The sequence below is a fragment of the Chitinimonas koreensis genome, assembly GCF_014353015.1.
Classification (GTDB): Bacteria; Pseudomonadota; Gammaproteobacteria; order Burkholderiales; family Chitinimonadaceae; genus Chitinimonas; species Chitinimonas koreensis.
Map to the genome: position 1 here is coordinate 3,368,525 of NZ_CP060704.1, position 22,809 is coordinate 3,391,333.

Below are 22,809 nucleotides of genomic sequence, written 5' to 3' on the forward strand. Positions count from 1 at the left end.
ACCAGGTCCGGGGCTTTTTTGTGCGGCAACCGCAGCCGGAAACGAAAACGGGAGGGTTTCCCCTCCCGTCCGTCGGCAGCGATGGCGCCGTCTTACTTCGAGTACACCGGGAACCGGCTGGTCAGCGCATGCACCTTGGCCTTCACCACTTCGAGGTTGGCCTCGTCGTTCGGCTGGTCGAGCACGTCGGCCACCAGGTTGGCCACCTCGACCGCCTCGGCTTCCTTGAAACCGCGGGTGGTGATGGCCGGCGAGCCGATGCGGATGCCCGAGGTGACGAAGGGGCTTTCCGGGTCGTTCGGGATCGCGTTCTTGTTCACCGTGATGTGGGCGCGGCCCAGCAGCGCGTCGGCCGCCTTGCCGGTCAGGCCCTTGGCGCGCAGGTCGACCAGGAACACGTGCGACTCGGTGCGGCCGGACACGATGCGCAGGCCGCGCTCGGTCAGCGTCTTCGCCATGATCGCGGCGTTCTTCAGCACCTGCTGCTGGTAATCCTTGAACTCGGGCTGCAGCGCTTCCTTGAAGGCCACCGCCTTGGCCGCGATCACGTGCATCAGCGGGCCGCCCTGCAGGCTCGGGAAGACGTTGCTGTTGAGCATCTTCTCGTGCTCGGCGCGCGCCAGGATGATGCCGCCGCGCGGGCCGCGCAGCGTCTTGTGGGTGGTCGAGGTGACGAAGTCGGCGTGCGGCACCGGGTTGGGGTAGACGCCGGCGGCGATCAGGCCGGCGTAGTGGGCCATGTCGACCATGAAGTAGGCGCCGGCCTTCTTGGCGATGGCGGCCATGCGCTCGAAGTCGAAGCGCAGCGCATAAGCGGAGGCGCCGCCGATCAAGAGCTTCGGCTTGGTCTCGAGCGCGATGCGCTCCATCTCGTCGTAGTCGATCTCTTCCTGCTCGTTGAGGCCGTAGGGGACGATGTTGAACAGCTTGCCCGACAGGTTGGCCGGCGAGCCGTGGGTCAGGTGGCCGCCGTGACCGAGGTTCATGCCCATCACGGTGTCGCCGGGCTTGAGGATCGAGAAGTAGACCGCCTGGTTGGCCTGCGAGCCCGAGTGCGGCTGCACGTTGGCGTATTCGGCGCCGAACAGCTGCTTGATGCGGTCGATGGCCAGCTGCTCGACCACGTCGACGTATTCGCAGCCGCCGTAGAAACGCTTGCCCGGGTAGCCTTCGGCGTACTTGTTGGTCAGCTGCGAACCCTGCGCTTCCATCACGGCCGGGCTGGTGTAGTTTTCCGAGGCGATCAGCTCGATGTGCTCGTGCTGGCGTACCACTTCGCCGCTGATGGCGGCGGACAGTTCGGGATCGTACTGCGCGATGGAAAGCGGCTGGAACATGACGAAGCTTTCATTGTTGGGGGAAAGGAAGGCCGCGATTTTATCATGGCGGCCTGCGCGGGCCAGTTGAGCGGCTTGCATGTTTACCCTGACGAGAATCATGTCCCACCCGCCCCTCCCCATCGCAGCCATTGCCCCAAATGCGGCCGCGCGCTCGGCGCCGCGGCCGCGGCGGCCGAATGCCCGCATTGCGGCGTCGTGTTCGCCAAGTACGTCCAGCACCTAGCCGACCGCGCCGCCGACCGTCGGCCCGCCACCAGCCGCCGGACCGATCCGGCCGGAACCGACGACGGCGAGGACTGGCCGGCCCGCCTGCGCGCCCTGCTGCTGCCGGAGCCGCAGGCGGCCGACCCGGCCGGGCTGGCCGGCGAGGCAGCGCTGCTGGCCGCGCTGGCGATCTGGGGTATCTGGTTCGCCGGCTGTGATTGGCGCGACGGCGAGGCCGGCACGTCCTTCCTGCACAACGCCGACCTGGCCTTCCACGAATTCGGCCACCTGCTGTTCAGGCCGTTCGGCGAATGGCTGATGTACCTCGGCGGCAGCCTGTTCCAGTGCCTGGTGCCGCTGCTGCTCGGCGCGGTGTTCCTGCTGCGCGAGCGCAAGCCGTTCGGCGGCGCGGTCTGCCTGTGGTGGTTCGGCCAGAACCTGGTCGACGTGGCGCCCTACGTCGGCGATGCCCGCGCGCTGGCGCTGCCGCTGATCGGCGAATGGAACGAGGAGATGGTCGAGGTGCGCCCGCTGCGGCACGACTGGCACAACATCCTCGATGCGGTCGGGCTGCTGAACTGGGACGCGCGCCTGGCGGCGCTGGCGCATTGGGGCGGGGTGCTGGCGATGCTGGCGGCGATCGGCTGGGGCGGGACGCTGCTGTGGCGGTCTTGGCAAGCATCGCGGCGCTAGCCATGCCGGCCTACGGGGCCGACATGCGCACATCTACCGCGGCGCTCGACCGAAGAGGCCGATGGGTAGGTCGGGATTTACTCCCGACGGCGCCCTTGGCCGACGTCGCTGTCGGGAGTAAATCCCGATCTACGAAATGAATCCCGACCTGCGAAATGAATCCCGGCCCGCGAAGCCGGAACGAGCAACCGGAACGTACGAACGAAAAGAGCGGCTCGCGCCGCCCTTCCATCGCCGCCGCCGGATGCCGGCAGGCGCGGGTCAGAGACCCTTCACCGCATAGATCCCCAGCGTATTGCGCCAGAAACCCTTGTAGTCCATGCCGCAGCCGAACAGGAAGCGGTCCTCGACCTCGAGGCCGACGAAATCGGCCTTCATGCCGGGGAAGGCCTTGCGGTCGTGCTTCTTGTTGACCACCACCGCGCTCAGCACCTCGCTGGCGCCCTGCGCGCGGCAGTATTCGATGATGGCGGCCAGCGTGTTCCCCTCGTCGAGGATGTCGTCGATGATCAGCACGCTGCGGCCGGTCATGTCCTCGGTCGGCTTCACCTTCCAGTTGAGCCGGCCGCCCTGGGTCTTGTCGCCGTAGCGCGTGGCGTGCAGATAGCTCACCTCGAGCGGGAAGCGCAGCCGCGGCAGCAGCTGGCCGGCGGCGATGATGCCGCCGTTGAGCACCACGTAGCACAGCGGGTTGCGGTGCTTCATGGTCTCGGCGATGTCGGCCGCCATCCGGTCCAGCGCGGCGTGGACCTCGGCATCGCCGTGCAGGCAGTCCGCCTCCTGCATCACGTTGAGGATTTCATCCCGGTTCATGTCCATGTCCGACACCCCTGCCGCTCGAGAAAAGGCGCGAAGATACGCATTCGCGTCCGTGTTTTCAAGACCTTGCGACCAGCATAGACCAAGCCGGCGTGCGGGCAGGCCGATCATCGTCTAACCTTCGCGCCGTCAAGCCTTACAAGGGAGTTACAAGACCATGGCTATTCACGAGATCCGCCATCCGCTGGTCAAGCACAAGATCGGCCTCGCCCGCGAAGCCGACATGAGCACCAAGAAATTCCGCGAACTGACCGCCGAGATCGGCCGCCTGCTGGCCTACGAGGCCTGCCAGGACTTCCCGCTCGAGAAGGTGACCATCGAGGGCTGGTGCGGCCCGGTCGAGGTCGAGCGGATCAAGGGCAAGAAGGTCACCGTGGTGCCGATCCTGCGCGCCGGCATCGGCATGCTCGACGGCGTGCTCGACATGATCCCCAACGCCAAGATCAGCGTGGTCGGCCTCGCCCGCAACGAGGAGACGCTGCAGCCGGTGCCCTACTTCGAGAAGTTCGTCGGCAACCTGGCCGAGCGCACCGCGCTGATCATCGACCCGATGCTGGCCACCGGCGGCTCGATGGTGGCCACCGTCGACATGCTCAAGCGGGCCGGCTGCAGCCATATCAAGGCGCTGGTGCTGGTCGCCGCGCCCGAGGGGCTGGCGCTGATGCAGGACAAGCATCCCGAGGTCGAGATCTATACCGCGGCGATCGACAGCCACCTGAACGAGCACGGCTACATCATTCCGGGCTGGGCGACGCCGGCGACAAGATCTTCGGGACCAAGCAGGGCTAGACCGCCAACCGCCCGCAATGCGCTGAACGCCATGTAGGAGCGGCTTCAGCCGCGAACGGCCAAGCCGGCCACCATGGATGAGATGCCGCCATTCGCGGCTGAAGCCGCTCCTACGGGTTCTTCGTAGATCGATGGCGTCGCAATGCCACCACAGGGAAAACAATATGAACGACACGCTCAAGACCGCCCTCGCCGGCGCCCAGATCCTGTTCGTCGCCTTCGGCGCCACCGTGCTGGTGCCGCTCCTGACCGGCCTCAACCCGAGCCTGGCGCTGCTCGGCGCCGGCGTCGGCACGCTGATCTTCCAGCTGGTCACCCGCCGCGAAGTGCCGATCTACCTCGGCTCGAGCTTCGCCTTCATCGCACCGGTGATCTACTCGGTGCAGACCTGGGGCATGCCGGCCACGCTCGGCGCGCTCGCCTCCGCCAGCCTGTTCTACTACGTCGCCGCCGGCCTGGTGAAATGGCGCGGCGTCGACTTCATCCACCGCATCCTGCCTCCGGTGGTGATCGGCCCGGTGGTGATGGTGATCGGCCTGGGCCTCGCCCAGGTCGCGGTCGGCATGGCTTCGGGCAAGGCCGGCGCCAACCAGGTGCTGCCCTACGACAAGGCGATCGCGCTGGCCGCCGTCGCGCTGGTCACCACCATGCTGGTGGCCATCAAGGCGCGCGGCATCATGAAGCTGGTGCCGATCCTGGCCGGCGTGGCGGTCGGCTACGCCGCGGCGATCTTCATGGGCGCGGTGAATTTCCAGCCGGTGATCGATGCGCCCTGGTTCGCCGTGCCGACCTTCGGCCACCCCGAGTTCAACCTGGCCGCCATCCTGTTCATGATCCCGGTCGCCATCGCCCCGATCGTCGAGCACGTCGGCGGCATCCTGGCCATCGGCTCGGTCACCGGCAAGGACTACACCGCCTCGCCCGGCCTGCATCGCACGCTGCTGGGCGACGGCCTGGCGGTCAACGTCGCCGGCCTGTTCGGCGGCCCGCCGGTCACCACCTACGGCGAGGTCACCGGCGCGGTGATGCTGACGCGCAACTTCAACCCGGTGGTGATGACCTGGGCGGCCGGCTTCGCCATCCTGCTGGCCTTCGTCGCCAAGTTCGGCGCCTTTCTCAACACCATTCCGCTGCCGGTGATGGGCGGCATCATGCTGCTCCTGTTCGGCTCGATCGCCAGCATCGGCCTCAAGACCGTGATCGACGGCCGCGTCGACCTGGCCGACCCGCGCAACCTGTGCATCATCTCGGTGGTACTGGTCACCGGCATCGGCGGCATGGCGATCCAGTTCAGCAGCAGCTTCGGCCTGTCGGGCGTGAGCCTGTGCGGCGTGCTGGCGATCGTGCTCAACCTGCTGCTGCCGCGCGCGGCGAGGTAGCGCCAAGGCCGTGTGGGGTCGTAGGTCGGAATTCATTCCGACCTACGACCCCCGACCCCGATCGACCCCAGGCTCCAACCAGCACTCCAGTCGCGAGGGCGCCGGTGGATGCGCCGCCATTCGCGGCTGAAGCCGCTCCTGCATCCATCACATCCATCGCCCGAAGGAGGCGGCCCGGGTTCGCAGGCCCCCACCGACCGTCCGATCGCTGTCGCCCCCACGCCACAATGGCCATGGCATCGGCATAGCCGTCACATTCCCCCACCAGCATGGCGCGCTTCGCCCGGAAGACCGCCGCCATGCTCTCCGTCTTGCTGTCCTCGTTCTACGAAGTCGCGCGCCAGTGCAGCGTCACCGCCGCCGCCAAGCGGCTCGGCATCAGCCAGCCCACGCTGACCGGCCGCATCCGCCAGCTCGAGGAGCAGTACGGCATCGAGCTGTTCTACCGCCGCGGCAGCCGGCTCGAGCTGACCGACGTCGGCGCCCGGCTGATGCCGTTGGCGCAGGGCATGCTGCGCGAGGCGGCCGAGGCCGATTTCCTGCTGCGCAGCGCCGGCGGCCTGAGCGGGCTCGGCGGCGGCCGGCTGCGGCTCGGCGCCACCGGGCCCTACTACATCCTCCCGGCCATGGCGGCCTTCCGCCAGGCCTACCCGCGCATCGCGCTGAGCCTCGACATCGGCAATTCGCGCGAGGTGATCGAGGCGCTGTGCGACTGCCGCGTCGACCTCGCCGTCTCCTCGCACGCGCTCGACGACGAGCGGCTGTGCCGCCGCACCATCGCCCGCTCGCCGCTGGTCCTGGTGCTGCGCGCCGACCACCCGCTGGCCGGCCGCACCGTGGTCGAGCTGGCCGACCTGGCCGGCCTGCCGCTGCTGTTGCGCGAGGAGGGCTCGATGACGCGCCAGCTGACCGAGCAGGCGCTGGCCGCCGCCGGGTCTGCCCGGTCCAGGCCATGGTGCTCGGCAGCCGCGAGGCGATCCACGAGGCGATCCGGCTCGGCCTCGGCTGCAGCCTGCTGCCGGCCGGCGAGGTGCCGCGCCATCCCGAGCTCGCCCAGCGGCCGTTCGCCGCCGGCGCACCGACCATGCCCGAGTACCTCTACACCCTGCGCGAGCGCACCGGCGCGCCGCTGATCGCGGCCTTCGCCGCCCACGTCGCCACGCTGGCGGACTGAAGCCGGCCGCCTGGCCGCAAATCGGCCGATGGCCGCATCGGCGCATCTGCGCCGAGCGACATCGCGCCGTCTTCTGCGCGGCCCATGCTGCCGCCCGCAGCTTCCCGACCGCACCGAACCGCCACCCGAGCAGAGGACACGACAATATGAGCAAGCAGCTTTCCCGCCGCCGCTTCCTGGCCGCATCGGCCGCCACCGCCGCAAGCACCGCGCTGCCGCCGACCCTGCTGGCCGCGCTGAGCACCGCCGCCGCCGGCGCCTCGCTGTCGGCGGTCAAGCACGTGGTGGTGTTCATGCAGGAGAACCGCTCGTTCGACCACTACTTCGGCACGCTGAAGGGTGTGCGCGGCTTCGCCGACCGCACCGCGCTGCTGCTGCGCAACGGCAACAGCGTGTTCAAGCAACCCGAGGCGCCGGCAGCCGGCTGCCGTTCCGGCTCGACACCGCCTCGACCCGCGCCCAGTGCGTGAGCGGGCTCGACCACAGCTGGACCGGCGGCCACAGCGCCTGGAACCAGGGCAAGAACGACAACTGGGTGGCTGCCAAGACCAACCTGACCATGGGCTACTACACCCGCGCCGACCTGCCCTTCCACTACGCGCTGGCCGATGCCTTCACGGTGTGCGACCACTACTTCTGCTCGGCCATGAGCTCGACCAACCCCAACCGGCTCTACCTGATGAGCGGCACCATCGACCCGGCCGGCACCGGCGGCGGCCCGGTCACCAACAACAACGAGCCCGGCTTCACCTGGACCACCTACCCCGAGCGGCTGCAGGCGGCCGGGTGAGCTGGAAGGTCTACCAGAACGCTGCCGACAACTACGACGACAACGCGCTGGCCTGGTTCAAGCAGTACCGCAACGCGGCGGCCGGCACGCCCTTGCGCGAGCGCGGCATGGCCTCGGTGCCGGTGGTGACCGGCGACACGGTGCGCGACATCGCCGCCGCGATCCGCCGCGACGTGCTCGAGGGCACGCTGCCGCAGGTGTCGTGGATCGTCGGCCCCGAGCGCGCCTCCGAGCATCCGTCGAGCGCGCCGGCGGCCGGCGCCGACATGATCCGCCAAGTGCTGGAGGCGCTGACCGCCGACCCGGCGGTGTGGGCCTCGACCGTGCTGTTCATCAACTACGACGAGAACGACGGCTTCTTCGACCATATCGCGCCGCCGACCCCGCCGGCCGGCACGCCGGACGAGTTCGTCGGCGGCGCGCCGATCGGCCTCGGCCCGCGCGTGCCGATGATCGTCGCCTCGCCGTGGAGCCGCGCGGCTTCGTCTGCTCGCAGGTGTTCGACCACACCTCGGTGATCCGCTTCATCGAGACCTGGACCGGGGTGAAGGAGCCGAACATCTCGGCCTGGCGCCGCCAGGTCTGCGGCGACCTGACCCAGGCGCTCGACTTCAGCTCGACCACCGTGGCGATCCCGTCCTGGCCCGACACCGCCGCGCTGGCGCTGCAGGCGGCCAGCCAGTGCAGCACGCTGCCCGCCCCAAGGCGCCGGGCAGCCAGGCGATGCCGGCGCAGGAGAGCGGCAGCCGGCCGGCCCGGCCGCTGCCCTGGCAGCCCAACGGCAACGCCAGCGTCGACAAGCCCGCCGGCCGGCTGTGGATCACCATGGAGGGCGGCGGCAGCCAGGCGGTGCCGATGGCGATCTACGCCAATGCCTACCGCACCAATGCGCCGTGGCAGTACGTCGCGCCGGCGGCCGGCAGCATCAAGGACTACTTCAGCGTGCAGGCCTACGGCGGCGGCCTGTACGACCTGTCGCTGTACGGCCCCAACGGCTTCCTGCGCCGCTTCGTCGGCAACATCAACACCGTCGGCGGCCAGCTCGAAGTCAGCGCCAGCTACAGCTTCGCCACCGCCGGCCGCGCCCAGCTGATCCTGACCATGGTCAACAAGAGCGCGGCGCCGGCGGTGTTCACCGTGCGCTCCAACGGCTACCGCGGCGACGGCCCGTGGACCTACACGGTGCCGGCCGGCGGCAGCGCCAGCGATTTCTGGAACGTGCAGCTGTACACCAACTGCTGGTACGACTTCACCGCCACGGTCAATGTCGACAGCCTGTTCTCGCGCCGCTTCGCCGGCCATGTCGAACTCGGGACGGCCAGCGTGTCGGGTTGAACGCGGCGGCCGGCGTGTCGGGCTGAGCGCGGCGGTCAGCAGCCTCCACGGCCTAAGGACGAACAACGCAGCCTCGCGGGAGCGATGCCGGATGCCCTGGATGCTGTCCAGGTAGGTCGGGCTTTATGCCCGACGACGCCTTCGATCCAGGTCGCAGTCGGGCATCAAGCCCGACCTACGGGTCGCCGCCTGCCATGCCTGAGATCGCCCTTGCAGGAGCGGCTTCAGCCGCGAATGGCCGGACTCGCCGACATCGGCGAAGCCTGAACCATTCGCGGCTGAAGCCGCTCCTACGGTGGGCCGATTGGCCAAGATGGACCTCTTCAAGAATGCAGGCCGGACGGTAGGTCGGACTTCAGCCCGACAGCGACCTCGAGATAGGGCGCCGTCGGACTGAAGTCCGGCCTACCGGATGGGCGATCGGTCACGGATCGACCCGCTGATTCGCTTGCGCCGGCATTGTCCGCGCCAGACGAACAGTCCATACGATTCCCGCCGGTTTATCGGGCCGGCTGCGCCATCGACAATGCGGCGCATCCGGGCCATCCCGCCCCCAACCGACAGGAGCCTCCCATGAGCAATCGAACCGTCGCCATCGTCACCGGCGCCTCGCGCGGCATCGGCGCCGCCATCGCCCGCCGGCTGGCGCGCCAGGGCATGGCCGTGGTGGTGAACTACGCCAGCCGCGCCGACGAAGCCCAGGCCGTGGTGGCCGCCATCCTGGCCGACGGCGGCGAGGCCATCGCGGTCGCCGCCGACGTGGCCGACCCGGTCGCGGTACGCCGGCTGTTCGACGCCGCCGAAACCGCCTTCGGCCGCATCGACGTGCTGGTCAACAACGCCGGCGTGATCCCCAACCCGCTGACCCCGCTGGCGGATACCGACGAGGCCGTGTTCGACCGGCTGTTCGCCATCAACGTCAAGGGCAGCTTCAACACCCTGCGCGAGGCCGCCACGCGGCTGCAGCCGGGCGGCCGCATCGTCAATTTCTCCAGCAGCGTGGTCGGCCTGGCGCTGCCCGGCTACGCCGCCTACGCCGGCACCAAGGCGGCGATCGAGACGATCACCAATATCTTCGCCAAGGAATTGCGCGGCCGGGACATCACGGTGAACGCGGTGGCGCCCGGCCCGACCGCGACCGACCTGTTCCTCGACGGCAAGAACGCCGAGACGATCGAGCGATTGACCAAGGCGGCGCCGCTGGAACGGCTGGGCCAGCCGGAGGACATCGCCGATACCGTGGCCTTCCTGGTCGGCCCCGAGGGCGGCTGGATCAACGGCCAGACAGTGCGGGTCAACGGCGGCATAGTCTGAACGGCCCCTTGTCCGGACGCTCCCTGTAGGAGCGGCTTCAGCCGCGAATGGCGACGAATCCGCTGCTGCCATTCGCGGCTGAAGCCGCTCCTACATGGCCTTCATCGCCGTCAGCCGAATCGGACACCGGGCCAAGATGCCGCAACGCAACACCGCATCCGCCCCGGCCAGCGTTTACGGCATAATCCCCGGTTCGACACGACTCCACTTCCGACCGGACAGCTTCCCATGCGCGCCGCCGAAATCCGCCAGAAATTCCTCGCCTTCTTCGAAAGCAAGGGCCACCAGGTCGTGGCCTCCGACAGCCTGATCCCCGGCAACGATCCGACCATCATGTTCACCGTGGCCGGCATGGTGCAGTTCAAGGACGTCTTCCTCGGCTTCGACAAGCGCAGCTACACCCGCGCCGCCACCAGCCAGAAATGCCTGCGCGCCGGCGGCAAGCACAACGACCTCGAGAACGTCGGCTATACGGCGCGCCACCACACCTTCTTCGAGATGCTGGGCAACTTCAGCTTCGGCGACTACTTCAAGCAGGACGCGATCAAGTACGCCTGGGAATTCCTGACCGGCGAACAATGGCTGGCCTTGCCCAAGGACAAGCTCCTGGTCACCGTCTACGCCAGCGACGACGAAGCCTACGAGCTGTGGCATCGCGAAGTCGGTCTGCCGGCCGAGCGCATCATCCGCATCGGCGACAACAAGGGCGCGCCCTACGCCAGCGACAATTTCTGGACCATGGGCGACACCGGCCCTGCGGCCCCTGCACCGAGATCTTCTACGACCATGGCCCCGACGTGGCCGGCGGCCCGCCCGGCAGCCCCGACGAGGACGGCGACCGCTTCATGGAGATCTGGAACAACGTCTTCATGCAGTTCAACCGCGACGAGGCCGGCGTGCTGCACCCGCTGCCCAAGCCCTCGGTCGACACCGGCATGGGCCTGGAGCGGCTCTCCACCGTGCTGCAGCACGTCAAGTCCAACTACGAGACCGACCAGCTGGCCGCGCTGGTGCGCGCCGCCGCGCGCGAGACCGGCGTGCCCTACAGCCAGGACGTGCCCTCGCTCAAGGTGATCGCCGACCATATCCGCGCCTGCTCCTTCCTGATCGCCGACGGCGTGCTGCCGAGCAACGAAGGCCGCGGCTACGTGCTGCGCCGCATCGCCCGCCGTGCCGTGCGCCACGGCTACAAGCTCGGCCAGAAGCAGCCGTTCTTCCACCGGATCGTGGCCGACCTGGTCGGCGAGATGGGCGAAGCCTATCCGCAGCTGGTCGAAGGCCAGGCGCGCATCACCTCGGCGCTCAAGCTCGAGGAAGAGCAATTCGGCCGCACGCTCGAGACCGGCATGAACCTGCTGGAGAAGGCGCTCGAAGGCGGCAAGACCGTGCTCGACGGCAAGACCGCCTTCCTGCTGCATTCGACCTACGGCTTCCCGGTCGACCTGACCGCCGACGTCTGCCGCGAGCGCGGCATCGAGGTCGACCTGGCCGGCTACGAGCGCGAGCTCGGCGAGGAACAGGAACGCGGCCGCGCCGCCGGCAAGTTCAACGCCGCCGCCGGCGTCGAATACGGCGGTGCCGACACCGCCTTCGAAGGCTATGCCAAGACCAGCGTCGAGGCGCGCGTGCTGGCGCTGTACCGCGGCAACGAGCCGGTGCAGGCGCTGGCGGCCGGCGACGAGGGCATCGTGGTGCTCGACGCCACCGCCTTCTACGCCGAGGGCGGCGGCCAGGTCGGCGACACCGGCGAGATCGCCGCCGCCGACGGCGCGCTGTTCGAAGTGACCGACACCCAGAAGGTCAAGGCCGCCGTGTTCGGCCACCAGGGCCGCCTGCGCCAGGGCAGCCTGGCGGTCGGCCAGCTGGTCAGCGCGCGCATCGACGAAGGCAAGCGCCTGGCCACCGCGCGCAACCACTCGGCCACCCACCTGCTGCACGCCGCGCTGCGCGCGGTGCTCGGCACCCATGTGTCGCAGAAGGGCTCGCTGGTCAACGCCGAGCGCACCCGCTTCGACTTCGCCCATCCGCAGGCGGTGAGCGCCGAGGAGATTGCCCGCATCGAGGCGCTGGTCAACCGCGAGATCGCCGCCAACCACCCGGTCAGCGCCGCCATCATGAAGCAGGACGACGCGCTCAAGGCCGGCGCCATGGCGCTGTTCGGCGAGAAGTACGGCGACGAAGTCCGCGTGCTGAAGATGGGCGAATTCTCGACCGAACTGTGCGGCGGCACCCACGTGCAGCGCACCGGCGACATCGGCTTCTTCAAGATCGTCGCCGAGGGCGGCGTGGCGGCCGGCATCCGCCGGGTCGAGGCCGTCACCGGCGAAGGCGCGCTGGCCTGGGCCCAGGCCGCCGAGCGCGAGCTCAAGGCCGCCGGCAGCCTGGTGCAGGCCCAGCCGGGCGAGCTGGTCAGCAAGCTCGAGCGGCTGCAGGCCGAGCAGAAGGCGCTGGAGAAGGAACTGGCCCGGCTCAAGGGCAAGCTAGCCGCCAGCGCCGGCGATTCGCTGGCCGACCAGGCGATCGACGTGAGCGGCGTCAAGGTGCTGGCCGCCAGCGTCGAGGGCGCCGACAACAACGCGCTGCGCGAGATGGTCGACAAGCTCAAGGACAAGCTCGGCCGCGCCGCCATCGTGCTGGCCTCGGTCGCCGACGGCAAGGTCGCGCTGGTGGCCGGCGTGACCGCCGACCTGACCGGCAGCGTCAAGGCCGGCGAGCTGGTCAATTCGGTCGCGGCCAAGGTCGGCGGCAAGGGCGGCGGCCGGCCCGACATGGCGATGGCAGGCGGCACCTCCCCCGCCGGTCTGCCCGACGCGCTGGCCGGCGTCGCCGACTGGGTAAAAGCCAAGTTGTGATCCACACTGAAAGCCGACCGACAGGTCGGCTTTTTTCATGGCCGGCCGCCCTCCAACCATCGCCGAGAAAGCCCGTCATGAGCGACTTCAATTCCCGCCACAACCGCGCCGTCTGGTTCGACATCGCGGTCGCCGACCTCGAGCGCGCCGCCGCCTTCTACGCCGCCGTGCTGGCGATCCCGGTGCACAAGGAGCAGTACGAGGACTTCTCGTTCTGCGTGCTCGACCACGACCAGGGCAACGGCGGCTGCCTGGTGGTCGACGCCGAGGAGATCAGCACCACCGGCCCGCTGATCTACCTGAACGTGAACGGCCGCATCCGCGACGCGGTGGACAAGGTGGCGCAGCACGGTGGCAGCGTGCTGCAGGACGTGCATGCGATCGGCCCGCACGGCTGCCGCGCGGTGGTGATCGACAGCGAGGGCAACCGCATCGCGCTGCATTCGACGGTCGACGCCTGAGCCGCAATCCGAAAAATGCGCAGGAGCGGCTTCAGCCGCGGATGGTCGGCATGGCGATGTCGCCATTCGCGGCTGAAGCCCCTGCATCCACACCAGGAGACCGGCCATGCCCGCCGATGCCGTCCCCTACCCGCTCGAAGGCGGCTGCACCTGCCGCGCCGTCCGCTACCGGATGGAGACCGCGCCGCTGTTCGTCCACTGCTGCCACTGCCGCTGGTGCCAGCGCGAGAGCGGCGCTGCCTTCGCGCTGAACGCGATGATCGAGTCGGAGCGGGTGACCGTGCTGCAGGGCGAGCCGGAGCTGGTGCCGACGCCGTCCAACAGCGGCCGCGGCCAGAAGATCCTGCGCTGTCCGCATTGCCGCATCGCGCTGTGGAGCCACTATGCCGGCGCCGGCGACGCGGTGCGCTTCGTCCGGGTCGGCACGCTGGACCAGCCGGACTGGCTGCCGCCGGACATCCATATCTTCACCGCCTCGAAGCAGCCCTGGCTGATCCTGCCGCCGGGCACGCCGGCGGTCGAGGAATACTACGACCGCGACGACTACTGGCCGGCCGACAGCCTGGAGCGGCGCGCAGCCTTGCTCAAGCGCCCGGCATGAACGAGAACACCGGCCTGGGCCGGTGTCCGTCATGTTCGGATGCGGGCGGGATGCGGGCGGAAGCGGCCTATTCGGCCTCGCTCACCTCGGCCGCCGCGTCGAGCAGCTCCTGGATGGTCAGGCCGTAGCCGGCGGCGATCGATTCGGCCGCTTCGAGCAGCTCGCGCTTGGCGCGCAGGCGGTCGAGCTTGACCACGGTGTCGACCTCGCGCCGCCGCTTCAGCTCGCGCCAGGTCTCCGGCTGCTCGAACATCGCCTCGGCCGTCGCGCGCGCATCGCCGCCGAACAATTCCGTCACCGATTCGATCTCGGTCTTGCGCCGCTTCTCGCGCCATTGTTCTGGCGTGTCGAACAGCGCTTCGGCCGCGGCGCGCGCTTCGGACATCGGTTGGGTCGGCGGGACAGTGGGCGTGCGATTAGGCATATGACGTAGCAATGATCGGTAGCGAAGTGATCGAATAACAAGAAGGCGGCATAAATCGAATAGGCCCGTTCATGAGACCAATCTGCCGCGGAAGCATTCACGCATTCAATTGTGGAGCGACGGACGGTTTATCGCGGCGACAAAATGAGCAATTCGTCCACCCAGCCGGCCAGGCGCAATCCGGGCATCGTGCCGGATTTCGCTCCGCTATATATGGGACGAGTCGCCGATCGAGGAATTCCGACCCAGTATAGCAGCGCATTCCGCGATCGCGGCGTTACAAAAATATCATCTTCCCGGCATTGTCCGTTCGCCGACACAAGCCGCCTGCCGCGGCCGCCGAAGCGGCCTCTGCGGCCGTTTCCAGCCCGATCGCACGGCGCCCGGGCCGGCCGGACGCTTCCGCCGCGGCAGCGCAAACGCAGCGGAACGATACCGGTCCTGCATTTACCCGTACGGCGCTGCCGCAGCGATCGGGCGATGCGTATTACCAAGCCGAACGTTCGGGCCGCCTTGCGGTTGACCGCGGCTGGATAATATCGCCCGGCTATTTCGGCAAGGCCTGATTCAGCGCGGCAAGCAATTGATCCGTAATGCATCCACGATCGATCGGCCGTTCATTGAGTCAAGCGCGATGCGGCCAATATATATTGGCCGGCCGCCGATTCCGCTCTCGCCTGTATTCGGGCGGCGCGGCGATCGAATCGCCGCGCCGCCCGGCCGGATCAGACCTTGTCGCGGCCGACGAAGCCCAGCGCCTGCTGCCATTTGCGGTCGCGCTTGACCGTATCGAGCCGCACCCGCCGGTTGATGCGCTCGGCGCGCGACTGGGCGTACCACACCAGCGCGCGGAACAGCCTGGGCAGCCAGCGCGCCGACCACAGCCACAGCGGCTTGAGGCCGCGGCTCAGCCACGGCGCATAGCGCACGAACAGCTCGTCCTCGAGGCAGACGATGGCCTCGACGCTGCCCGGATCGCCCTGGCGCGCGGCGCGGCCGAACAGCTGGCGGTCGACCCGCGCGCTCTCGTGGAACTCGGTCAGGATCACGTGCAGGCCTCCGGCAGCCTCGACCTCGTCGCTCAGTTTGATGTCGGTGCCGCGGCCGGCCATATTGGTCGCCACCGTGATGCGGCCGCTGCCGCCGGCCTGCGCCACCGCCTCGGCCTCGCCCTGGTCCTGCCGCGCGTTGAGGGTGGCGTGCGCCACACCCTGGGCGTCGAGCAGCCGGCTCAGCAGTTCGGACGCCTCGACCGAGCGGGTGCCGACCAGCACCGCGCGGCCGGCGCCCGCCAGCTCGACCGCGCGCCGGGCGACTTCCTGCCAGCGCGCGTCCGAACTGGCCAGCAGCCGGTCGGCCAGCCGGCGCCGGCGGCTGGGCTTGTGGGTCGGGATACGGGTGACCGACAGGTCGTAGACGCGCTTGAGCTCCGGCTCGATCTCCTTGGCCGTGCCGGTCATGCCGCACAGCAGCAGGTAGCGGCCGAAGAAGCGCTGGTAGGTGATCTGCGACAGCGTGCGGCGCTGGCCGGTGATCTCGCAGTTCTCCTTGGCCTCGATCATCTGGTGCAGGCCGCGCTCCCAGGTGCGGTCCGGCATCACCCGGCCGGTGAACTCGTCGACGATCTGCACCTTGTTCTCGACCACGATGTAGTGCTGGTCGAGCTCGAAGCCGTGCAGCGCCGACAGCGCCTTCTGCATCAGCTCGCGCCGCCACAGCGCCGAATGCCAGATGCCGCCGTGCACTGCCGCGGCCTCGGCCACCGCGGCGTGGCCCTGGTCGGTCAGCCAGACGTCGCGGTCGCGGCCGCGGGCGAAGTGGCGGCCCGCTTCCAGCGTGCGCGCCATGGCCACGGCCTGGTGGTAGACGGCGGTGTCGAGGTCGTCCGGCAGTGTCTCGGAGATGATCAGCGGCGTGCGCGCCTCGTCGATCAGCACGCTGTCGGCCTCGTCGACGATGGCCACGTGCAGGCCGCGCAGGATCGCCGGCGAAGCGCCGCGGCCCGGCTCCATGGCGCGCAGGAGCTGGTGCGCGCGCAGCGTGCTGCCGAGCGCGATGCGGTCCTTCAGGTAGTCGAAGGTCAGCTCCTTGTTGCTGACGTAGGTGATGTCGCAGCCGTAGCGGCGGCGCCGCTCGTCCAGCGGCATGTCCTGCTCGACGATGCCGACGCTGAAGCCGAAGAAGTCGAACAGCACGCGGTTGTGCTCGGCGTCGCGCGCGGCCAGGTAGTCGTTGACGGTGACCACGTGCACCGCCGCGCCGGCCGCCGCGGCGGTACAGGCGGCCAGCGTAGCGGCCAGGGTCTTGCCCTCGCCGGTGGCCATCTCGGCGATGCGGCCGCCCAGCAGGGTGCGGCCGGCCATCAGCTGCACGTCGTGGTGGCGCATGCCCAGCGTGCGGCGCGAGCCTTCGCGGATCAGCGCGAAGGCCTCGGCCAGCGCGGCGTCGGCGAAGCCCTGCCGCTGCATGCCCTGCGCCGCCTGCCGCAGCGCGCGGCGCAGGCCGTCGTCGTCGAGCATGCGCACGGCGGCCTCGCGGCCGTTGACGTCGGCCAGGAAGCGCTGCAGCGCCTTGGACGGCAAGGCCGGCAGCCGGCTCAGCCAGTCGCGCAGCGTCTCCTCCAGCGGTGACGGCGGCGGCACCGCGCGCTCGGCGTAGGCGCCGTCGCCGAGTTCGAGCTCGCGGCCGGCCAGCAGGGCGCGGATGTCGCTCATGGCCGCGCCATTCCGGCCCTGCGGCGCAGCATCGTGCAAAACGATTCACCGCAGAGGACGCCGAAGACGCGGAGAAGGAGCGGCAGCCGGTTCCCTGCCCGGGCGGCAGGCCGGCAACGGTCTCGGACCGCCGCGTCCTCGGCGGTGAAACGGCGGCTCGAACCCGGGCTCACCGTCACACCCCGAAGCGGGTCAGGAACAGCTGGCGCAGCCGGCGCAGGCCCTGCCAGGCCAGTGGCTCGCTGCCGTGCTCGAAGCGGACGTGGACCCGCTCGCCGAAGGCCGGCGGCGGCATGCCGGCCGGCAGCGCAAGGTCGACCCAGAACACCCGCTCGATGGTCTTCACGCCGTTCGGGTCGTTCGGCTGGGTGGCGATCGCGCCGCCGCCGGCCAGGCCCAGCGCGGCGGTCGGCAATTCGTCGAGGCCGCCCGAGATCTCGCGCAGCGGCTCGGCCGGCCAGGCGTCGGCCGCCCGCCCGGCCGGCCGCAGGCTGGCGGCGCGCCAGCGGGTGCGCACCAGGTAGATGTCGTCCTGCGGCACCACCGCGCGCACCATCAGCTGGTCGTTGCGCAACACGTAGCCGATCTGCTCGCCCTTCTTGTAGTAGCGGCCCGGCATGTCCTGCGGCTGGGCCGCCACCAGCACGCCGTCGGTCTCGGCGTGGCCCACGAGCCGCGCGGCGCGTTCCTCGACCCGGCGCAGCACCGCCTCCTCGTGCTCGAGCTGGCGCAGCGTGACGGCCGCCTTGACCGGCTCGCTGAACTGCTCGGCGGCATAGCGCGCCGCCACTTCGTCGTACTTGGCGCGCTGGCCGGCCAGCTCGGCCTCGAGCGCGGCGTCCCGCAGCCGGTACAGCGGCGCGCCGCGCCTGACCCACTGGCCCGGCGCCGCCAGCCATTCGGCGAAGAAGCCGCCGCCGCCGGCATGCAGGATGGCCTGGTCGGGCAACCAGACCACGCCGGTGGCGCGGGTGCGCAGGGGCAGCGGCAGCACGAAGCCCAGCAGCAGCAGGCCGGCCACGATGGCCAGCGAGACCCGCACCGCGCGGCCGCGGGTGCGCTGCAGGCCCGGGCTGGCGACCACGTGGCGCCAGGCCTTCCACAGCGGCATGCCGACCAGGGTGAAGGCGCCCCACAGCGCCAGCAGCACGCCGAAGACGAAGAACTCGCCGGCGATGAACAGCGTGATCGAGACGGTGACGAAGGTGCGGTAGCACCAGGCCAGCGGCGTGTAGGCGATCAGCCAGCGCTTCTCGGCCGGCCGCTCGGCCGGCGCGTCGAGTTCGCGCGCGCCGAACACGTAGCGGTCCCACAGGTAGGTGTAATAGCGCTGGCCGCGCTGGGCCAGGTTGGGCATCTCGATCAGGTCGGCCAGGATGTAGTAGCCGTCGTAGCGCAGCAGCGGGTTGCCGTTGACCACCACGGTCGAGACGCCGGCGATCAGCATCACGTTGAAGGCCACCGCGCGCACCACGCCGGGCTCGACCAGCAGCCAGACGTAGAGCGCCAGCGCGGCGACGAACAGCTCGACCAGCATGCCGGCCGCGGCCACCTGGGCGCGCTGCCACTTGGAGCGGAACGAGGCCGACGAGGAGGCGTCGACGTAGGGCACCGGCGCGAACACCAGGAACATCAGCCCCAGCGCCGGCACGCTGCCGCCGCGCACCCGGGTGGCGAAGCCGTGGCCCAGCTCGTGCAGCAGCTTGACCACCGGGTAGACCAGCGCCATCACCATGAGGTTGCTCGACGACAGCACCTGGTCGGACAGGTTGTGGGTCAGCGCGCCCCAGTGCTGCCAGGCCAGCAACCCAGCCGGCAGCACCACCGCCAGCCACAGCAGCGCGCCCTGCCAGCCGAAGCACCAGGCCAGCGACGGCGCCCAGCGCGCCAGGAAGCGGTCCGGGTTGAGCAGCGGCAGCTTGAGGCTGAGCGGATTGGTCAGCCACTGCTTGACGGTCTCGCGCTTCTTCTTGCGGTGGCGCTCGAACAGCGCGACCGAGTCGGGCGTCACGTCGGCCTGCAGCAGGTCGGCCGCGTGCAGCTGCATCAGGAGGTCGACGATCTCGTTCTGGGTGCAGAAATCCTGCGCGGCGCCGCTGTTGGCCTCTTCCCACAGCGACTGCACGGTGCGCTTGCCGTCCATCGCCGCCACGATGGCGTGGGCGGCCGACGACAGCCGGTGGTAGCGGCCGCCGGTCTGGTCCTGCACCACGTACCAGGCCTCGCCGCGGTAGACGTGGCGCGTCATGCGCACGTGCGGCACCAGCCGCGGCCTGAGATCGGCCACGCTGTGCCAGGACGAGCTGAACAGGCTGCGCGTCATGCGGCCGGGACCTCGGTCGAGGCCGCGGGCCGCGGTGTCTGCCGAAGCGGGCGTTTTTTACCGCGGAGGGCGCAGAGGACGCGGAGGAGGCCAGGCCGCGGGCATCTCGGCAAACCGCGCCTTTCCTCCGCGTCCTCCGCGGTGAACGAGGTGTTCGGACCCCGGGCCAGGCGCACGCCGCTCATGGCAGCCAGGTCCACAGCGTGATGCGCAGCCAGTCGGTGAAGCTGTGGGTCAGGATCCACCACAGCCGGCGCTGGCCGACCTCGACCTTGCCGACGCCCTCCATGCCCGGCCGCAGCCGCGGCGAGGCCTGGCGCAGCCGCGCCTCGACGCGGAAGAAGTTCCGGCCGTCCTGCGCGGTCGCCACCGAGGTCAGCTTGGCCACGTCGAAGGCCATCGGCTCGCCGGCGATGCCGGTGACCACCAGCTTGCCGTGCTGGCCCGGCTGCAGGTGGCGGATCTCGCGCTCGTCGACCTGCAGGATCACGCGGTAGCTCTGCAGGGGCGCGATCTCGAACAGCTTCTTGCCGAGCTCGACCGGCGTGCCGATCTGCTGGCTCAGGTCGCCCGACACCACCACCCCGTCGTAGGGCGCCTTCAGGCCGGCGCGCGCCAGCTTCTCGCCGACCAGCGCCAGTTGCGCCTCGGCCTGGCGCAACTGGGCGCCGACCACCTGCACCGCGGTCAGGTCGTGCGTCGCCATCGCCTCGCGCAGCTTGTTGTCGTACTGGTCGCGCTCGCTGCGCCAGCGCGCCTGCTCGACGCGCAGGTCGCGGTCGTCCAGCCGCGCCAGCTCCTGGCCCTGCCGCACGGTATCGCCGGCGCGCGCGAAGCTGGCGCCGATGAAGCCCTCGAACGGCGCCGCCACCACCTGCTGCACCTCGCCCTCGATCACGGTCTTGGCCGAGACGCGGTAGTCGATCTCGACCAGCAGCAGGATCGCCACCGTCAGCGCGGCCAGCGCGATGGCGGCCTTCCACACCAGGTGGCGCGGCCCCATCAGCGCAGCGAGCCCCTTGCGGCACTCGTGCGCCAGCCGCCGCAGCGAGCTGCGCTCGGCCGCGCGGCGCTGCTCGATCACCGCGGCGAACAGCGCGGCGAAGGCCTGCAGCCAGGCGTGGTCGGCCGGGCCGAAGTCCTGGCCGTCGGCCTTCTCCAGCGTCAGCACGCCGATGCAGCGCAGGCCGTGCAGCAGCGGGCAGGACAGCACCGCCGAGGCGCCGGCCTCGGCCAGCAGCGCGCGGTGGGCCGGATGGCGCGCGACGGCCGCGTCGCCTTCCGCGGCGCCCTGCCCTTCGCCGGCCGGCGCGGCCGCGACATGGATCGGGCCGTTGCCGTCGTAGGCTTCCTCCATCGCCGCCGCGTAGGCCTTGACGATGGGCATGCGGCTTTCGAAGGTGGCCGCCTCGGAGAAGGCCTTGACCTTGACCGTGGCCTCGTCGGCCAGGCCGATCGCCACCCGCGCGGCGCCGAGGCGCTGGCGCAGGTCGTTGCTGGTCTCGAACAGCACCTGCTGCAGCTTGCCGTGGCGCAGCGCCACCGCCAGCGCCTCCAGCACGCCGCCGAGCTGGGCGCGCTGGCGGGTGGCGGCCTCCAGCTCGCGGCGGGCGAACAGGTCGACCAGCCAGGCGCTGCCCAGTGGATCTCGCGCAGGATGGCCTGCATCAAGGGTTCCGGGCCGGCCGCCTCGGCCGCCACCAGGCCGACCACCCGGCGCTCCAGCAGCACCGGGTAGGCCAGCTGCCAGGCGCCGTCGGCCTCGGCGCGCCGCAGCACGCCGCGCTGTTCGCGCAGCGCCTGCTCGACCACCTCGCCCAGCCGCGCCAGCTCGGTGGCCGCGCCGGGCCAGGCGGCGATCGGCACGAAGTTCTGGCCGTCGGCGCTCTCGACCAGGAAGGCGGCGGCGCGCAGCGCCGGGAAGCGGCCGGCCAGCAGCGCCAGCCAGCCGGCGCAGAAGTCCTCGGCGCTGCGTGCGCCGACGAAGCGCGCCCAGGCGTCGCCGGCCTCGGCGGCCGGCGGCCGGACGGTTTCGGTGCGGTCGTTCATGCGGCGCACGCCCCGCGGTATTGGGTATTCGTCATCGGGTCCGGCCTGTTCGATCTACTGCTGCGCGCCGCCATCCGCGGCCTGGGCCGAGGATGGCGCCGCATCTTCCTCGCTCGGCACCAGCAGCTGGTCGAGCTCGTCCACGTCGTTCACGCCGATCTCGCCCAGCAGCGCCTTGAGCTTCACATAAGCGGTCAGCTGCTCGTAGCTGCCGCGGCGACGGTCGCGCCGCGCGCCTTCGAGCTGCTGGCTCGCCTGCAGCACGTCGAATTCGGTGCGCAGGCCGTTGTCGTTGCCGCGCTCGGCCAGCTTCAGCGCCGCCTGCGCGGCCTCCTCGGCGCGCCGGCCGGCGGCCTCGCGCGCATGGCCGGTCTGCCAGCCGAACCAGGCCTGCTTGAGCGCCAGCGCGGCGCTGCGCCGCGCGGCCTCGACGTCGGCGCGCGCCTTCTCGCTCAGCGCCACCGCCTCGGCCACCTTGGCCGAGGTGCTGCCGCCGCTGTAGATCGGCACGTTCAGCTGCAGGCCGACCGTGCCGGTCTTGATGCGGTAGCCGTTCTGGCCCGGAAAGTTGCCGGCCTGCTGGCCGCTGCTGCCGTAGCTGGCCACCAGGTCCAGCGTCGGCTGGTGGCCGGCGCGCTGCTTGCGCACTTCGGCCTGCGAGGCGTCGAAGGCGCGCCGCGCCGCCAGCAGCGCCGGGTTGCGCCGCTCCACCAGCGCCAGCCAGTCGTCGAGCCGGTCGCCTTCGAGGTCGGCCAGCATCACGCCCGGCCGCAGATAGGGCGGCACGAAGTCCTGCACCGGGCCGGCCAGCTGCTCGAGCGCGGCCAGCTTGAGCTGGCGCTCGGTCTCGGCGGCGACCGCGTCGGCCGCCGCCTGCTCGTACTTGGCGCGCGCGTCGGCCGCGCGCGGCGCGCTTTCCTGGCCGAGCTCGGCGCCGCGTTCGAGGATCTGCCACTGCCGCAGCGCGGCCTGGGCCTGGCGGGTGGCGAACACCAGGTTGTCGCGCGCCGCCAAGAGGTCGAACCAGGCCACCACCAGCTTGGCCACCAGGTCCTGCTCGGCGCCGACCAGCTGGTACTCGGCCTGCCGCGCCGAATCCTCGGCCTGGCTGCGCGCCACCAGGTTGGCGTAGCGCCAGATCGGCTGGTTGAGGCTGATCTGGCCGCTGCTGCTGTTGTACTGGTCGCGCTGGCGCGGCAGCCGCGACTGGCGCGTCTCGTAGTTGCGGTGGTTATCGTTGGTGCTGGCGCTGGCGCTGATCTGCGGCAGCATCGCCCCGAGCGTCTGGCGCGAGCGCGCCTGGGCGGCATCGAGGGTGGCCCGCGCGCCGAGGTAGGTCGGCTCGCTCTGGCGGGCCTTCTGCCACAGCTGCCACAGCGTCTCGGCCTGGGCGGCCGGCTGCAGCAGCGCAAGCAGGCTGCAGCCGAGGACGGGGATTGCGAGGGATTTCAAAACCAGGTTTTCCAAAGGCGCGCGGGCGCGCCGTTTCGAACGTTCGATCGGATCGGATATGTACTCAAATGGCTCGCCTTGTTCAGGCGAGCCGCG

General features: G+C 70.2%; 13 protein-coding genes and 3 pseudogenes. 9 read left to right on the forward strand and 7 right to left on the reverse strand.

The features are described 5' to 3' along the window. Window positions 1-92: 92 nt before the first annotated feature. A complete protein-coding gene (gene glyA, locus H9L41_RS14195; protein WP_028446190.1) occupies window positions 93-1,337 on the reverse strand; it encodes a serine hydroxymethyltransferase in 1,245 nt (414 codons plus the stop codon). Between the two features lie 1,161 nt (window positions 1,338-2,498). Continuing rightward, window positions 2,499-3,050 carry a hypoxanthine-guanine phosphoribosyltransferase gene (locus tag H9L41_RS14205; protein WP_211236875.1) on the reverse strand — a complete coding sequence of 184 codons (552 nt, stop codon included), beginning with the start codon at window positions 3,048-3,050 and terminating at the stop codon, window positions 2,499-2,501. A 163-nt stretch (window positions 3,051-3,213) separates the two neighbouring features. Here H9L41_RS14205 and upp point away from each other — a divergent pair. The 9 genes and pseudogenes from upp to H9L41_RS14245 all read left to right on the forward strand — a co-directional run bounded on the left by upp (window position 3,214) and on the right by H9L41_RS14245 (window position 13,751). Continuing rightward, window positions 3,214-3,845: pseudogene (gene upp / locus H9L41_RS14210) on the forward strand (uracil phosphoribosyltransferase). A gap of 164 nt (window positions 3,846-4,009) precedes the next feature. Next, window positions 4,010-5,224: a uracil-xanthine permease family protein gene (locus H9L41_RS14215; RefSeq protein WP_028446194.1), complete on the forward strand. Its 1,215-nt coding sequence runs from the start codon at window positions 4,010-4,012 to the stop codon at window positions 5,222-5,224. A gap of 299 nt (window positions 5,225-5,523) precedes the next feature. Then, entirely contained in the window at window positions 5,524-6,357 is an 834-nt protein-coding gene (locus tag H9L41_RS14220) for a LysR substrate-binding domain-containing protein (RefSeq protein ID WP_265583783.1), read from the forward strand. 334 nt (window positions 6,358-6,691) lie between these two features. Beyond that, window positions 6,692-7,706, forward strand: a pseudogene (locus H9L41_RS24870) (alkaline phosphatase family protein). Between the two features lie 163 nt (window positions 7,707-7,869). Beyond that, window positions 7,870-8,523: a phospholipase domain-containing protein gene (locus tag H9L41_RS24875; RefSeq protein WP_265583784.1), complete on the forward strand. Its 654-nt coding sequence runs from the start codon at window positions 7,870-7,872 to the stop codon at window positions 8,521-8,523. Window positions 8,524-9,096: 573 nt separating this feature from the next. Next, entirely contained in the window at window positions 9,097-9,837 is a 741-nt protein-coding gene (locus H9L41_RS14230; RefSeq protein WP_028446197.1) for an SDR family oxidoreductase, read from the forward strand. Window positions 9,838-10,065: 228 nt separating this feature from the next. Further along, a pseudogene (gene alaS / locus H9L41_RS14235) lies at window positions 10,066-12,689 on the forward strand (alanine--tRNA ligase). 77 nt (window positions 12,690-12,766) lie between these two features. Then, on the forward strand, window positions 12,767-13,150 hold the full coding sequence (locus H9L41_RS14240) for a VOC family protein (RefSeq protein WP_028446199.1): 384 nt from the start codon (window positions 12,767-12,769) through the stop codon (window positions 13,148-13,150). Between the two features lie 106 nt (window positions 13,151-13,256). Then, window positions 13,257-13,751: a GFA family protein gene (locus H9L41_RS14245; RefSeq protein ID WP_028446200.1), complete on the forward strand. Its 495-nt coding sequence runs from the start codon at window positions 13,257-13,259 to the stop codon at window positions 13,749-13,751. Between the two features lie 67 nt (window positions 13,752-13,818). Here the strand turns inward: H9L41_RS14245 and H9L41_RS14250 are convergent, their stop codons facing one another. The 5 genes from H9L41_RS14250 to H9L41_RS14270 all read right to left on the reverse strand — a co-directional run bounded on the left by H9L41_RS14250 (window position 13,819) and on the right by H9L41_RS14270 (window position 22,713). Further along, window positions 13,819-14,136 (reverse strand): hypothetical protein, encoded by a 318-nt coding sequence (locus tag H9L41_RS14250; RefSeq protein WP_028446201.1) that lies wholly within the window; start codon window positions 14,134-14,136, stop codon window positions 13,819-13,821. Window positions 14,137-14,900: 764 nt separating this feature from the next. Continuing rightward, window positions 14,901-16,889, reverse strand: a complete 1,989-nt coding sequence (locus H9L41_RS14255) for a preprotein translocase subunit SecA (RefSeq protein ID WP_028446202.1) — start codon at window positions 16,887-16,889, stop codon at window positions 14,901-14,903. Window positions 16,890-17,064: 175 nt separating this feature from the next. After that, window positions 17,065-19,212: a peptidase M50 gene (locus H9L41_RS14260; protein WP_028446203.1), complete on the reverse strand. Its 2,148-nt coding sequence runs from the start codon at window positions 19,210-19,212 to the stop codon at window positions 17,065-17,067. A gap of 181 nt (window positions 19,213-19,393) precedes the next feature. Next, entirely contained in the window at window positions 19,394-20,773 is a 1,380-nt protein-coding gene (locus H9L41_RS14265) for an efflux RND transporter periplasmic adaptor subunit (RefSeq protein WP_187523420.1), read from the reverse strand. 542 nt (window positions 20,774-21,315) lie between these two features. Next, window positions 21,316-22,713 carry a TolC family outer membrane protein gene (locus H9L41_RS14270; protein ID WP_051318998.1) on the reverse strand — a complete coding sequence of 466 codons (1,398 nt, stop codon included), beginning with the start codon at window positions 22,711-22,713 and terminating at the stop codon, window positions 21,316-21,318. Window positions 22,714-22,809 lie beyond the last annotated feature (96 nt).